Source organism: Amycolatopsis sp. NPDC004747, from assembly GCF_053601335.1.
This window is the reverse complement of record NZ_JBSGBQ010000030.1, coordinates 24670-37981: the sequence shown is the minus strand read 5'-3', so window position 1 is coordinate 37981 and position 13312 is coordinate 24670. Positions and strand designations below refer to the sequence as shown.

Here is a 13312-nt window from a genome sequence, read left to right as displayed (position 1 = left end):
TGGCCGCGACGCGCGCGAGAGCGATCGCGCGTCTGTCTAAAATGGACACTTAATCGCTTTGCGCCGGCCCGGCGGTTTCCGCCGGCTCTCGTGGCCGGCCTCCGCACCTGAAGCTCGGCTGGCCGCGCGTGCCCGGGAAATAGTTCTCACGTTTTCCTGAGCGGCCGGGGCTCGTTCCAGCATGTGGACCGGCGGGTGTTCCCGACTTTGGTCGCTGGAATCCGGGCCGGTCACTCCTTAGATTCTCCCCATTACACCCAGTCGGGTGTCATTCGGTCGAGTGGCCGAGTACCACAGGGAGACATCGATGGTGAGATTCAGCCGGGTCGCCGCGCAGGCGGTTCCGCTGACGGTCGGCGCGCTGCTGCTGACCACGGGGATCTCGGCGGCGCAGCCGTCCACCGTGGACGCTGCGGCCGCGCGCACCGAAGCGGGCATCAACGCGCTGCAGAGCATCAAGAAGAGCCTGAGCCCCGCCGAGCGCAAGCAATCGAGCCAGCTGGTCGTCGAGAAGCGGTTGCGGGCCGACCGGTCGCTGGCCGCGAAGCTGCCCGAATACCGCTCAGGCGTCGGCGTCAGCAACGCCGGCACCGTTTCGGTCGACATCGCCGCGCAGGGCAAAGCCGTCGCGAACGCCGTCAAGGCGGCGGGCGGCACCGTCCGCTACGCCGCGCCGGACGGTGCCGTCCGCGCCGACCTGCCGCTGTCCGCGCTGGACGCGATCGCCGGCCGGGCCGACGTCACCGAGGTGAAGCCGGCCGCGCAGGCCACCACCTGGAGCGAGCCCGGCAACCGCGACTTCCGCCAGGCGCTGGCCAAGCGGGCCGCCGCCGCCACGCAGGTGTCCGAAGGGGACAAGGCGCACGGCGCCGACACCGCCCGCACCACCTACGGCGTCAGCGGCTCCGGCGTGAAGGTCTGCGTGCTCTCCGACGGCGTCGACTCCCTGTCGAAGTCGCAGGCCGCCGGCGAGCTGCCCGCGGTGGACGTCCTGTCCGGCCAGAAGGGCAGCGGCGACGAGGGCACCGCGATGCTCGAGATCATCCACGACCTCGCGCCGGACGCGGCCCTCGGCTTCGCGACCGCGTTCACCAGCGAGGCCAGCTTCGCGGCGAACATCCGCGCGCTGCGCAGCACCGGCAACTGCCAGATCATCGTCGACGACGTCTCCTACTTCGACGAGTCGCCGTTCCAGGACACGCAGGTCGCGCAGGCGGTCAACGACGTGACCGCGGCCGGCGCGCTCTACTTCTCCTCGGCCGGCAACTCGGGCAACGCGACCGACGGCACCAGCGGCTACTACGAGGGCGACTTCCGGGCCTCGTCGTCGAGGATCAGCGGCGTCACCGGCACCCCGCACGACTTCGACCCGAGCAGCACCACGCAGAACTTCGACGCGCTTTCCGCGGGCTCGCTCGGCCGCCCGGTGACGCTGTTCTGGTCCGACCCGTGGGGCAAGTCCGCCAACGACTACGACCTGTTCATCCTGAACTCCTCGGGCAGTGTCGTGGCCTCCAGCGAAAACGCGCAGTCCGGCTCGCAGAACCCGTACGAAATCGCTTCCGTGCCCACCAGCGGCTCGGGCTACAAGGTGGCGGTCGTCAAGTACAGCGGCGCCGACCGGTTCATCGCGCTGAACGTGATCCGCGGCCGGTTCGTGGCTTCGGGCTCGCTCAAGGCGTTCAGCACCAACGGCGTCACGAACGGCCACTCGGCCGCGGTCAACGCCTTCAGCGTGGCGGCCGCGCCCGCGGCGGGCGCCTTCACCCGCCCGCTGGAGACCGGTGACCCGGCCAACCCGGCCGGCCCGTACCCCGGCCAGTACACGGCGTCGAGCAAGTGGGAGCGGTTCTCCTCCGACGGCAAGCGCCGCCTGTTCTACAACGCCGACGGCACCGCGATCACCCCGGGCAACGTGTCCTCGACCGGCGGCACGGTCCGCAACAAGCCGGACATCACCGCGGCCGACGGCGTCGCGACGTCGGTGACGGGCTTCCAGCCCTTCTTCGGGACGTCGGCGGCGGCCCCGCACGCGGCGGCCATCGCGGCCCTGCTGCTCTCGGGCAAGCCGACGGCCACCCCGGCCGAAATCCGCACGGCCCTGGTCTCCTCGTCGATCGACCTGGGCGCGCCGGGCTTCGACACGGTGACCGGCAGCGGCGTGATCATGGCCGGTCCGGCCTTGGCCGCGCTCGGCGTGGCGGCGAAGTAAGGACGGTTCCCGCAACGGGGGTCCGGCGTGCGCCGGGCCCCCGTTGCGTCATTCCGGGCCGGTGACCAGCAGGTGGAAGACGAGTTCACCGGAGCTGAGCCGCTCGTGGCGGCGCACCTGGAGCCCGGCACGGGCGAGCGCGGCCTCGACGTCGGCCAGCGGGCGGATCCGGAAGCCGTGTTCGGTGAACAGCGGTGCCCGGCTCATGAGCTCCGGGTCGCCGATGCCGAGCACGAACCTGCCGCCCGGTTTCAGCACCCGCGCCACTTCGGCGAACGCGCCGTCGAGGTCGTCGACGAAGTAGACGGTGTTCGTGGTGACGGCCGCGTCGACCGAGCCGGCTGCGAGCGGCAGCGCGGTGATCGATCCCTCGTGCAGGTGCAGCCGGTTTTCCGCGATCTCGCGCCGGAAGGTGCGGCGGGCCCGCTCGAGCATCGTCGTGGAGATCTCGGCACCGTGGACGGTGCGGGCGCTCCGCAGCAGCAGCGCGAGGCCCAGGCCGCCCCCGAACCCGATGTCGAGCGCCGTTTCCCCGGCCTCGAGCCCGAGTGCCGCGACGGCCGCGGTGACCGGATCGCGGTTGCGGCGGTTGAGCATCGTGCCCACGATCCGGCCCCGCAGGCCGCTAGGGTGGCCCAGTTGCCGGGCGAGCCCGGCCCGGAATCCCTCGCGAAGTCCCATGGGCGAAGTCTAGGAGGCGGGATGGCGAAGACGGCGGTGGTCACCGGAGCGGGGTCGGGCATCGGGCGGGCGGTGGCGCGGGCCCTGCTCGAAGACGGCTACCAGGTCGCGCTGGCCGGGCGGCGGCCCGAAGCCCTCGGCGAAACCGCCGCCGGCTTCGAGAACGCACTCGCCGTGCCCACCGACGTCTCCGACGAGCAAGCCGTCGAGGCGCTCTTCGCGGCCGTGCGCGACCGCTGGGGGCGGCTCGACCTCCTCTTCAACAACGCCGGGATCGCCGCGGGCGGGACCGTCGCCGAGCTGTCCGTCGAAGACTGGAAGCGGACCGTCGACGTCAACCTCACCGGGATGTTCCTGTGCGCGCGCCAAGCCGTGCGGCTGATGAAGGAGCAGGACCCGCGCGGCGGCCGGATCGTCAACAACGGCTCGATCTCCGCCCACGCGCCCCGGCCCGCGAGCGTCGCCTACACCGCGACGAAGCACGCTGTCACCGGATTGACGCGGTCGATCTCACTGGACGGGCGGGCCTGGGACGTCGCCTGCGGGCAGATCGACATCGGCAACGCCGCCACCGAGATGACCGAACGGATGGCCGCCGGCATCCCCCAGGCCGACGGCCGGGTCCTCGCCGAGCCGACGTTCGACGTCCGGCACGTGGCCGACGCCGTGCGGTACATGGCGGGCCTGCCGCTCGACGCCAACGTCCAGTTCCTCACCATCACCGCGACGACGATGCCCTTCATCGGCCGCGGCTAGCCGCATTTCCGGGGGGAAACGCGATGCAGATGCTGTTCGAAGGGACCGACGTCGAGGCACTCGACGAGGTGGTGACCGAGGAGTTCTCGCCCCACGGCCTGCGCGTCGGCCGCGGGGATCCCGCGCCCGGCCGGTTCCGCCGCCTGCACCGGCAGGGACTGGCGCTGTACGAGCTGGGCTGGGGCCGCCCGGTCGATGTCGCGGCCGGCGAACTGCCCGACTTCTACAACGTCCACCTGCCGCTCGCCGGGGCCGGCTCGGTCCGGGTGGCGGGCCGCGAAGTCACGTCGCCCTGCTCGATCGCCGGGCCCGGGATGACGCTGGGCATGTCCCTCTCGGCCCGCTCGGACACCCTCATCCTGTTCCTGCCGCAGGCGGTGGTGGACAACGCGGTCGCCGCGCAGACCGGTGAACCGCCCGCCGCCGCCCTGCGGTTCGACCCCGGCCTCGCGGACGGCGACCCGGCGATGGCCGCGTGGCTGGACACCGCGCGGGCCTTCGCACGGTTCAGCGCGTCGCCGCTGGCGGCCCGGTCGCCGCTGGCCGCCGCGCACTTCGAGCAGGTCCTCGTGCACGGCCTGGTGGACCTCCAGCCGCACGACCACTGCGCCGCCCTGCCCGCGTACGCCCATCCGGCGCTGCCGCGTGCCGTGCGGCGGGCCATGGCGTACTGCGAGGAACATGCGGGCGAGCCGGTGTCGGTCGCGGACATGGCCGCGGCGGCGCGGGTCAGCCCCCGCACCCTCCAGGACCGCTTCCGCATCGACTTCGGCACCACCCCGGCGGCCTACCTGCGGCGGGTCCGGCTGGACCGGGTGCACCAGGACCTGCTGCGCATCGCGGACGGTTCCGCGTCCGGAACGGTCGCCGAGGTCGCCACCCGCTGGGGCTTCACGCATCTGAGCCGGTTCGCCGCCTACTACCACGAGGCGTACGGGCAGCTGCCGTCCCGTACCGCCGCGCCGGCTCCGCGCCGGTCCGGCAAGCCGGTACGCGCGGACCCTTCGGCGGATAACGGATAGAGGGCGAGCGCCCGTCGTCCGTAGGCTGGACGACGCCTGGGGGGTGTCCATGCCGGCACGGCCAGGGGGTGTGTGCCGGCATGGACGGTTACGGACCGCGCTAGGGGATGACCCGGGCCTTCCGGAACTCGTCGAACAGGCGGAAGAACATCTGCTCCGTTCCGACGTACTCGTGGAACCCCGCCCGGCGTGCCTTCGACGTGTCCGCGAACACGTCGTAGTCCCAGCCGAACACGAAGTCGCCGAACGCCCACGAGGCCGAAACGTCCGCGTAGGACGCCGTCAGGCCGTACTTCTCCCGCATTGATGTCCACAGTGGACCCTTGTCCGCCATGACGTCCGCCAGCGACATCCGCAGCGGTGGCGCGACGTCGAGGCCGAAGTAGGCGGCCAGCTCCGGCCAGAGTTCGCGCCAGCGGAACAGGTCGCCGTTCGCGATGTTGAAGGCGCCTTCGTGTCCCGTCGCCCAGACCGTCGCCGACGCCAGCAGCCCGGCGTCGGTCATCTCCAGGAGGCTGTCGTAGGCGCCCGGCTTGCCGGGGAAGCGCAGCGGCAGCCCGAGTTCCTTCGAGATGGCCGCGTACCCGGCGATCACCAGCGCGAGGTTCATCGGATTGCCCAGCGCCGTGCCCCCGACCACGGACGGCCGGATCGCCGACCACGTCCAGGTGCCCGCCCGCCGTTCGAGGAACTGCTGCTGGTCGACGTTGAACTCCGGTGGCATGTGGCCGGCGTCGGTTTCGCGCGCCGGCGTCTTGAACGGGCCGAGGTGCGCGCCGTACACCTTGTAGCCCTGCATCAGGCTGACGTGCTCCAGGCCCGGCGCCGCCGCCTCGGCCGCGTCGACGAGGTTCGTCAGCATCGCCAGGTTGGGCGGGACCAGCTCGGCCCAGGTCGGTTTGTCCTGGTAGGCGGCGTAGAAGAGGTGGGTCGCCGAGGTCAGCGGGGCGAGCTTCGCGCGTGTGTCCGCCGGGTCGAGCAGGTCGACGGCGATCGACCCCGGGCCGCCGCGGCGGGAGAGGCCGACGACGTCCCAGCCGCCGTCGGACCGCAGGTGTTCGACGAGGTTCCTGCCGATGATGCCGTTCGCCCCGGCGACCAAGGCTGTCTTGCGTTCCATGCTTCTCAGGCTGGGCGGGTCCCGAAGATAAGTCCAAGGCTTGCTTGTCACCTTGTCGATAAGCTGAGGTAATGACAAGCCTGCGGCAGCTCGAGTACCTGGTCACGGTGGTCGACACCGGCTCGTTCACCCGTGCCGCCGAGCAGCTGCACGTGACGCAGCCGGCGTTGTCGCACCAGATGCGCGCCCTCGAGCGCAGCCTCGGCGGCCCGCTGCTGGAACGGCTGCCCCGCGCGGTCCGGCTCACCCCGATGGGCCGGGCGATGCTGCCGCACGCGCGGGCGGCACTGGCCGACGCCGAACGCGCGCGCTGCGCGGCCCGGCTCGCGTCCGGGACGACGGCGGGCGAGCTGCAGGTTGCGACGGTGTACTCGGTCAGCCTCGGCGTGCTGCCGCCGGCGTTGCGGGTGTGGCGGCGCGACCGGCCCGAGGTCGACGTCCGGCTGATCGAGTTCCGGCACGCCGACGAGCTGCGCGAGGCGATGGCCGCCGGCGAGGCCGACCTCGCGCTCGGCCCGCACCCGGGCGGCTGGGCGGGCCCGGTGCGGGAGCTGGGCGTGGAGGAGTTCGTCGTGGTGCTGCCGGCGGACGGCGCCACGGAAGGCGACGAAACCGGCGTCGTCGACCTGGCGACGCTGGCGGATTGCGCGTGGGTGCACTACGCCACCGGCAACGGCCTGGCCGACCTGGTCGACGCGGCCTGCGCGGCGGCGGGCTTCCGCCCCCGGGCGGCGGTCCGCACGGAGCAGACGGCGGCGGCGCCGATCCTCGCGGCCGCGGGCTTGGGGCCGGCCTTGGTCCCGGCGAACGTCCTGCCTGCCCGGTTCGACGGCCGGGTGCTGCGGCCGAGCGAGCCGATCCGCCGCACGCTGACGGCTTACACCCGCGGGGCCGCGGACCCGCTGACCAGGGCGTTCATCGAGACACTCGTGGCGCACGCCACGGTGTGAAGACGGTCGAGGTTCGTTTCGGCGACCCGCTTGGTCCGAGCGGCGGCCGGCCGTTGGCGCGTGACGCTAGAGGCGGCCGATCCAGGGGTGCCGGACGTAGGTCGTTTCCAGCGCCTCCGCCAGCCACTTCCGCTGAGCTGGGTCGAGCACCGGCAGGGCCGCCGCGAAATCCCGCTCGTCCTTGGGGCGGGTGTCCTGCGCCTTGGCGAACAGCTGCACCTCCGGTGCGAGGTACGGGATGCCGTCGGCCGAGAGCCGGCCGAGCAATGCGATTTTCCGGCGCACCGCGGGGTTCCGGCGCGAGACCCACGCGTCGCCCTCGGCCTTGTCGAGCATGATCTGGATCCGCCACGGTGCGGATGCCGACGGGCGGCACCACACGTCGTCGACCTCGTCGCCGAGGACATCGCCGCGGGCCCAGGGGCGCAGCGTGCCCGGCGGGTCCGCCGCCCACCACTCCCACGACGGCAGCGCCTCCTGGATCGCGAGCTGGTCGCGCCGGAGGAACAGGACGTCGATGTCGGCGTGCTCGCGGAACTTGCGGCCCACCGCCAGCTCGATCGCGTACCCGCCGGCGATCCACCACGGCACGCCCACGCGCGAGAACAGCCCGGCCACTTCGGGCAGAGGTGCGGGGTCCCAGCTCACGAGACGCCGATCCCCGCGAGCACCGGTCCGGTGAACGGCGTCGCCGTCACGTCGTGGACCCGTGGGGCCCAGATCGCGTGGCCGTGGCCCGACCACAGCGGTGCCACCGGCAGGTCGCGCAGCAGCTGGTTCTCCGCCAGCCGGTAGAGCTCGCCCGCCTCCTCCGGGGTGGCCGCCGCGTCGGCCAGTTCCAGGTTCTGGCGGAAGACGTCGTCCGCGTAACCCGACTCCGCCGCCAAGAGCGACAGCAGCTCGTACGGGCTCCCGGTGACCAGCTTGGCGTCCAGAGTGGACGGTCCGTCGAGCCGGTCCGTGCGCGGGACGGCCTGTGCCGTCACGGAAACGTCCAGTGCCTTGTGCAACCCGACCACCAGGGTGCGGGTCCACGCCTCCGCGCCGGGTCCGAAGTAGACAGTGGCGCCGCCGGGGAAGGCCGCCTGCTTCAGCAGGGCCTTGCCCGCCGCCGCGTCGAAGCTGCACGGGCGGCAGGTGCCCGAACGCGCACCCGGCGCGTCCGCGGGCGGCAGCAGGGCCTTGGCCGGGTCGACCTGGTACGCGAGCGGGCCGGCCTCCAACGCCGCGCGGTCGACGCCGAGGGCGAAGCCGTGGCGGACCGTCGCGTCGGCGAAGCGGGGATCCGCCACCGGGAACGCCAGGTAGCCCGCCTCGGGCAGGGCCCACGTCGCGTGGCGGTCGGCGAAGTCACCGTGCATCGCCTCGTGCTGCGCACCGGGCACCTCGGTCGCCAGGTCGAGCGTGCCCGCCTTGACCGCGGCGTACTGGGCGGCCGGCTCGCCGACCCGCAGCTCGATCTCCTCGGCCTTGCCGGTGGTGCCGACGCGTTTGAGCGTGCCGCCCGAGCCCGGCTGCCAGCCACCGTCGAGCCGGTACGGGCCGTTGCCGACCGGCGCCTTCGCGAAGCCGTTCCAGTCGCGGGAGGCGAGCACCGACGCCGGCAGCGGGACCAGGCCCGGCGCGGCCAGCAGGGCGGGGACCTGGCCGGACGGCCGGTCGAGGGTCAGCGCGATCGTGTCCGGGGCGGCCGCCTTGATCTCGCGGGCGCGCAGGAGCTTCGTCAGCACCGGGGACGAGACCCAGTGCGACTCCGCCACCACCCGCCAGGTGTCCACATAGGACTGCGCGGTGACCGGGGTGCCGTCGTGGAACGCCGACGGCCGCAGCTTGACCGTCCAGTGCACCCGGTCGGCGCTCTCGATCGACGCCGCCGCGCGGGGCGTGACCTTGCCGGACGCCGCGTCGTAGTCGGCGAGCGGGGTCCACAGCGCACCGGTCACCAGCCGGCCCGCCTGGTCGTCGAGGTCGGCGGGCAGCAGCGTCGCGGGCTCCCGGATGCCGACGGTCAGCACCCCGGGCCGCGCGGGATCGGCCCCGGAGCACCCCGTGACGGCGAGAGCGGCGGCGAGGAGCAGGACGAGCAGGCGCATGGGCAAAGTCTTATCAGTCGGAAGGCAACGAAAGGCGCTTGTGTCCGGTTGATCTCCGTCGTACCGTTCGGTGGGTCACGCTCGCCGGCGTTCTGGGAGGTTTCGCGTGCGCATCTGGTTGCGGTCGTGCTTCGCCGCCGTCACCGTCAGCGCCACGCTGGTCGCGACCGGGCTCCCGGCCGCGGCCTGCGGTGAGGACGACAAGCCCGCGACCCCGGCCGCCCGCACGGCGGGTGACCCCGGGGCGATCAAGAACGTCAAGGCGGTCGGCAGCGTGCCCGACGCCGCCGGCGCCATCTCGATCAACTTCCTCGACTACGGCCGCCGCGATGTCATGGTCGTGTCGGGCGAGTTCGGGCTCAAGGTGTACGACCTGACGAAGAACCCGGCCGCGCCGAAGCTGGTCGGGCAGGTCAGCCTGCCGGGGCTGTGGGAAACCGAGGACACCGAGGTCGACCAGGACCGCAAGCTGGTGTTCCTCTCGCGCGACCCGCGGGCGTACGGCGGCACCACGCACACCGGCGAGTCCGGCATCTACGTCGTCGACGTCTCGAAGCCCGAGGCCCCGGCGATCCTCAGCTACGTCCAGGTGCCTGCCGGCCACACGACCAGCTGCGTCGACGGCTGCCGCTACCTGTGGACCGGCGGCCCGGCGAAGGCCGACAACCAGCCGGCCGACTGGGGCGGGCGCCCGATCTGGGTCACCGACATCCGCGACCCGAAGCACCCGAAGGTCGACCCGCAGCCCATCGAGCTGGCCCGCAACGACGGCAAGACCGACTACGTGCACGACGTGCAGGTCGACGCGGACGGCGTGGCCTGGGTGTCCGGCCGCGGCGGGGTCCGCGGCTACTGGACGAACGGCGTGCACCGCGACCCGCTGACGAACAAGGTCCGCCGCGCGACGGCGCACGAGCCGATCCCGTACGCCGGCGGCGGCATCGCCGAGACGGCGGCGCCGTCGCGGTTCATGCACAACAGCTTCCACCCGGCCGGTCACCGCATCGGTGACGGCGCGTGGCGCGGCCAGGACCTGATCTACGCGACGGAGGAGAACTTCGTCGACGGTTGCGCGGGCGACGGCGTGCTGACGATCTCGTCGCTGAAGGGCTCCTACCACGGTGAAGGCTGGCGCTCGACGCCGGAGAAGCCCTTCCGCCTGGAGAGCGTGGGCACGTGGAGCGTCAACGGCCAGGAGGGCAGCGACCCCGCCTCGGACGACTGCTCCGCGCACTACTTCGACGTCCGCGGCAAGGTCCTGGTGCAGTCGTTCTACGCGCAGGGCACCCGGTTCCTCGACGTCAGCGACCCGACGAACCCGCGCCAGATCGCCTACTACCGCCCGGCCGACGCGAGCGCGTGGGCGCCGTACTGGCACGGGAAGTACGTCTACGTCGCGGACAACACCCGCGGCGTGGACGTCCTGCAGCTCACGAAGTAGCCGCCGTCCGGCCGGCCAGCAGGCGGAGCTTCTCCTCCGACGGCGACCCGGTGTCCGCGCTGTAGACGATGACGCTCTGCCCCTGGCTGTCCGGCAGGTGCAGGGTCTGCCAGTTGAGCGTCAGCTCGCCGACGGCCTCGTGGAAGAACCGCTTGACGCCGTGCTGGTGCTCGGCCACCCGGTGCTCCGCCCACAGCGCGGCGAACTCCGCCGACCGCGTGCGGAGTTCGCCGCTGAGCCGGGCCAGCGCGTCGTCGGCGGGGCCGGACCGCAGGACGGCGACGACGTCGGCGGCGATCCGCGCCCAGTCGCGGTAGACCACCCGGGCCCGCGGGGCGAGGAACATCCACTTCGCCGTGTTGCGGTCCGCCATCGGCATCGCCTCGAAGTCGTCCAGCAGCGCCTTGCCGGCGTGGTTGATCGCGAGCACCTCCAGGTGCGGGCCGTGGATCACGGCCGGCACGGTCAAGGCACCGATCATCGACCGCAACGCGGGCCGGGCGCGCGGCGGAGCGGGCACGGCGTCGCGGCCGGGCTGCAGCAGCGAGCGGAGGTAGCGGGTCTCGACGTCGTCGAGCCGCAGGGCCCGCGCGATCGCGGTTAGCACCTGGCCGGAGACGTTCCCGGCGCGGCCCTGCTCGAGCTTGACGTAGTAGTGGACGCTGACCCCGGCGAGCCCGGCGACCTCTTCGCGGCGCAGCCCCGGCACGCGCCGGCTCGCGGACGGGCCGGGCAGGCCCACGTCCCCGGGGGACAGCGCCGCCCGCCGCGAAGTGAGGAAGCCGCGCAGTTCGGCACCGGTCGTCATGATCGGATTATCGCCCCGCGAGACCGCCACGGGCACGGTCCGGGTGGTACTGGCAGGGCCACCACCGGCCTTCACCCGGCGGCCGGGACCGGCCGTAATGGAAGGCGTCCGATCACCGCGTTCTCCGGAGAAAACATGCCTTTGCCCGCCACCCCGCCGCAGGACTCCGAGTCGCCGTTCGCCTCCATGCGAGGGCACCACACCGGGATCCGCTACCCCGACTTCGAGGCGGCCCGCGCGTTCTGGGTCGACACGATGGGCTGGCGCGTCCTGCAGGTCTGGCCGTACGGCGACCTGACACTGGCCTACGTGCTGCCGCCCGCCCAGGACGACTTCCACCTGGAGATCCTCGGCGGCCCGGGCGCCGCGGCCCAGCCACGGTTCGGCGACGTCGACGCGAGCCTGGCCGTCAACGGCTACAACCACGTCTGCCTGTCGGTGGCCGATGTCGACGAGACCCTGGCCGAGCTGCGCAAACGCGGCGTCGAGATCGTCAACCCGCCGTTCGAGATCGCCGACATCAGCGCCCGGCTCGCCTTCTTCCGCGACCCGTGGGGCAACATGTTCGAGCTGTCCGAGCGCCTCGGGTGAGCCACCGGAAGCCGCCGCGGTCCGGCCCGGTGGCGGCTTCCGGTGGGTATCAGTGCCGCAGCCAGACCGCCGTGTCCGTCGGCAGGGTGTCCGTGACCTCGCCGCTCGCCAGGAGGACTTCGCCGTCCGGGAGCGGGACCGGGGCGGCCGAGAAGTTCAGCGCGAACGTGAACCCGGTCCCGATCCGGAACGCCAGCACGCCTTCGCCCAGCGAAAGCCACTCCAGGGTCCCCGCGGGGAGCGACCGGCGGATCCGCAGGCCGTTGCGGTACAGCGACAGCATCGACGCCGGATCCGCCGCTTCCGCCTCGGCCGTGTACTCGCGCCAGGAAGCCGGCTGCGGCAGCCAAGCGCCTCCGTCGCCGAACCCGAACGGCGGCTCGGTCCCGGACCACGGGAGCGGGACCCGGCAGCCGTCGCGGCCCGGGTCGGTGCCGTGGGTCCGGGCGAAGACCGGGTCCTGGCGCAGCTCGTCCGGGATGTCCAGGACCTCCCACAACCCCAGCTCTTCGCCCTGGTAGACGTACAGCCCGCCGGGCAGGGCCAGGGTCAGCAACGCCGCCGCGCGCGCCCGGCGGGTGCCCAGCTCGCGGTCCACCGGCAGCTCGTGCAGGCGGTTCGCGAAGCTGAACCCCGTGTCGCCCGCGCGGCCGTAGCGCGTCACGTGCCGGGTGACGTCGTGGTTCGACAGCACCCACGCCGCGGGCGCGCCGACCTCGTCGTGCGCCCGCAGCGTGCGGGTGATGACGTCCCGGAAGCGCTCGCTGTCCCACGGGCAGACCAGGAAGTCGAAGTTGAACGCCGAGTGCAGCTCGTCGCGGCGCAGGTAGCGCGCGGCCCGTGACATGTCCGGCAGCCACATCTCGCCGACCAGCACGCGCTCGCCGCCGTAGCTGTCGGCGATCTTGCGCCACGACCGGTAGATCTCGTGCAGGCCTTCCTGGTCGGAGAACGGCGTCTCGTCGCCGTCGTCGACGTCGGGCAGGTGCGGGTCCTTGACCAGGCCGTCGGCGACGTCGATGCGGAAGCCGTCGACGCCGCGGTCGAACCAGAAGCGCAGCACGTCCTCGAACTCCGTGCGGATCTCCGGGTTGTCCCAGTTGAAGTCCGGCTGGCGCGAGCTGTAGAGGTGCAGGTACCACTCGCCGTCCGGGACGCGGGTCCACGCCGATCCGCCGAAGCGCGACTTCCAGTTGTTCGGCGGCTCGCTGCCGTCCGGGCCGCGGCCGGGCCGGAACCAGAACCGCTGCCGCTCCGGCGACCCCGGGCCCGCTTCGAGGGCGGCCTGGAACCAGCGGTGCTCGTCCGAGCAGTGGTTGGGCACGATGTCGATGATCACCCGGATGCCCCTCGTGTGGGCCTCGGCGATCAGGTCCTCCGCCTCGGCGAGGGTGCCGAACAGCGGCTCGATGTCGCGGAAGTCGGCGACGTCGTAGCCGCCGTCGTCCATCGGCGACGGGTACCACGGCGTGAACCAGATCGCGTCGATGCCCAGGTCGGCCAGGTGGTCCAGCCGGGCGCGGACGCCGGCCAGGTCGCCGACGCCGTCGCCGTTGCCGTCCGCGAAGCTGCGGATGTACACCTGGTAGATCGCCGCGCTCCGCCACCAGCCGGTCTTGTCGGTCACGAAAGTGCCCC

Annotated in this window: 12 protein-coding genes; 6 read left to right on the top strand and 6 right to left on the bottom strand. The window is 72.6% G+C overall.

Going from position 1 to position 13312, the window contains the following annotated elements:
- The first annotated feature begins 307 nt into the window (after window positions 1–307).
- Window positions 308–2212 carry a S8 family peptidase gene (locus tag ACWEGE_RS36045; RefSeq protein ID WP_449664957.1) on the top strand — a complete coding sequence of 635 codons (1905 nt, stop codon included), beginning with the start codon at window positions 308–310 and terminating at the stop codon, window positions 2210–2212.
- Between the two features lie 48 nt (window positions 2213–2260).
- On the opposite strand, the gene ACWEGE_RS36040 is transcribed toward ACWEGE_RS36045, so the two are convergent.
- Entirely contained in the window at window positions 2261–2893 is a 633-nt protein-coding gene (locus tag ACWEGE_RS36040; RefSeq protein ID WP_449664956.1) for a class I SAM-dependent methyltransferase, read from the bottom strand.
- A 21-nt stretch (window positions 2894–2914) separates the two neighbouring features.
- Between ACWEGE_RS36040 and ACWEGE_RS36035 the strand changes: the two genes are divergently transcribed.
- The gene (locus ACWEGE_RS36035) at window positions 2915–3649 is read left to right on the top strand and encodes an SDR family oxidoreductase (RefSeq protein ID WP_449664955.1); all 735 of its coding nucleotides are present in this window, start codon (window positions 2915–2917) and stop codon (window positions 3647–3649) included.
- A 23-nt stretch (window positions 3650–3672) separates the two neighbouring features.
- Window positions 3673–4671, top strand: a complete 999-nt coding sequence (locus ACWEGE_RS36030) for an AraC family transcriptional regulator (protein ID WP_449664954.1) — start codon at window positions 3673–3675, stop codon at window positions 4669–4671.
- Window positions 4672–4771: 100 nt separating this feature from the next.
- Here the strand turns inward: ACWEGE_RS36030 and ACWEGE_RS36025 are convergent, their stop codons facing one another.
- Window positions 4772–5791 (bottom strand): SDR family oxidoreductase, encoded by a 1020-nt coding sequence (locus ACWEGE_RS36025; RefSeq protein ID WP_449664953.1) that lies wholly within the window; start codon window positions 5789–5791, stop codon window positions 4772–4774.
- A 71-nt stretch (window positions 5792–5862) separates the two neighbouring features.
- On the opposite strand from ACWEGE_RS36025, the gene ACWEGE_RS36020 reads away from it, so the two are divergent.
- A complete protein-coding gene (locus tag ACWEGE_RS36020) occupies window positions 5863–6741 on the top strand; it encodes a LysR family transcriptional regulator (protein ID WP_449664952.1) in 879 nt (292 codons plus the stop codon).
- Between the two features lie 66 nt (window positions 6742–6807).
- On the opposite strand, the gene ACWEGE_RS36015 is transcribed toward ACWEGE_RS36020, so the two are convergent.
- Window positions 6808–7389: a nucleotidyltransferase domain-containing protein gene (locus ACWEGE_RS36015; protein ID WP_449664951.1), complete on the bottom strand. Its 582-nt coding sequence runs from the start codon at window positions 7387–7389 to the stop codon at window positions 6808–6810.
- Window positions 7386–8834, bottom strand: coding sequence for a peptide ABC transporter substrate-binding protein (locus ACWEGE_RS36010; protein WP_449664950.1), 1449 nt, complete (start codon window positions 8832–8834; stop codon window positions 7386–7388). The genes ACWEGE_RS36015 and ACWEGE_RS36010 overlap by 4 nt, the downstream gene beginning before the upstream one ends.
- A 106-nt stretch (window positions 8835–8940) precedes the next feature.
- Here ACWEGE_RS36010 and ACWEGE_RS36005 point away from each other — a divergent pair, with 106 nt between their 5' ends.
- The gene (locus ACWEGE_RS36005) at window positions 8941–10275 is read left to right on the top strand and encodes an LVIVD repeat-containing protein (RefSeq protein ID WP_449664949.1); all 1335 of its coding nucleotides are present in this window, start codon (window positions 8941–8943) and stop codon (window positions 10273–10275) included.
- Here the strand turns inward: ACWEGE_RS36005 and ACWEGE_RS36000 are convergent.
- On the bottom strand, window positions 10265–11083 hold the full coding sequence (locus ACWEGE_RS36000; RefSeq protein ID WP_449664948.1) for a helix-turn-helix transcriptional regulator: 819 nt from the start codon (window positions 11081–11083) through the stop codon (window positions 10265–10267). The genes ACWEGE_RS36005 and ACWEGE_RS36000 overlap by 11 nt on opposite strands.
- 135 nt (window positions 11084–11218) lie before the next feature.
- Between ACWEGE_RS36000 and ACWEGE_RS35995 the strand changes: the two genes are divergently transcribed.
- A complete protein-coding gene (locus tag ACWEGE_RS35995) occupies window positions 11219–11674 on the top strand; it encodes a VOC family protein (RefSeq protein WP_449664947.1) in 456 nt (151 codons plus the stop codon).
- A gap of 49 nt (window positions 11675–11723) precedes the next feature.
- Here ACWEGE_RS35995 and ACWEGE_RS35990 read toward each other — a convergent pair whose 3' ends face one another.
- Window positions 11724–13301: a glycoside hydrolase family 13 protein gene (locus tag ACWEGE_RS35990; protein WP_449664946.1), complete on the bottom strand. Its 1578-nt coding sequence runs from the start codon at window positions 13299–13301 to the stop codon at window positions 11724–11726.
- Window positions 13302–13312 lie beyond the last annotated feature (11 nt).

Excerpts from the sequence above, each read along its gene's own strand:
- ACWEGE_RS36035 (WP_449664955.1), top strand. The coding sequence starts at position 2,915 with ATGGCGAAGACGGCGGTGGTCACCGGAGCGGGGTCGGGCATCGGGCGG.
- ACWEGE_RS36025 (WP_449664953.1), bottom strand. The coding sequence starts at position 5,791 with ATGGAACGCAAGACAGCCTTGGTCGCCGGGGCGAACGGCATCATCGGC.
- ACWEGE_RS35995 (WP_449664947.1), top strand. The coding sequence starts at position 11,219 with ATGCCTTTGCCCGCCACCCCGCCGCAGGACTCCGAGTCGCCGTTCGCC.
- ACWEGE_RS36020 (WP_449664952.1), top strand. The coding sequence starts at position 5,863 with ATGACAAGCCTGCGGCAGCTCGAGTACCTGGTCACGGTGGTCGACACC.
- ACWEGE_RS36000 (WP_449664948.1), bottom strand. The coding sequence starts at position 11,083 with ATGACGACCGGTGCCGAACTGCGCGGCTTCCTCACTTCGCGGCGGGCG.
- ACWEGE_RS36045 (WP_449664957.1), top strand. The coding sequence starts at position 308 with ATGGTGAGATTCAGCCGGGTCGCCGCGCAGGCGGTTCCGCTGACGGTC.
- ACWEGE_RS36030 (WP_449664954.1), top strand. The coding sequence starts at position 3,673 with ATGCAGATGCTGTTCGAAGGGACCGACGTCGAGGCACTCGACGAGGTG.
- ACWEGE_RS36040 (WP_449664956.1), bottom strand. The coding sequence starts at position 2,893 with ATGGGACTTCGCGAGGGATTCCGGGCCGGGCTCGCCCGGCAACTGGGC.
- ACWEGE_RS36010 (WP_449664950.1), bottom strand. The coding sequence starts at position 8,834 with ATGCGCCTGCTCGTCCTGCTCCTCGCCGCCGCTCTCGCCGTCACGGGG.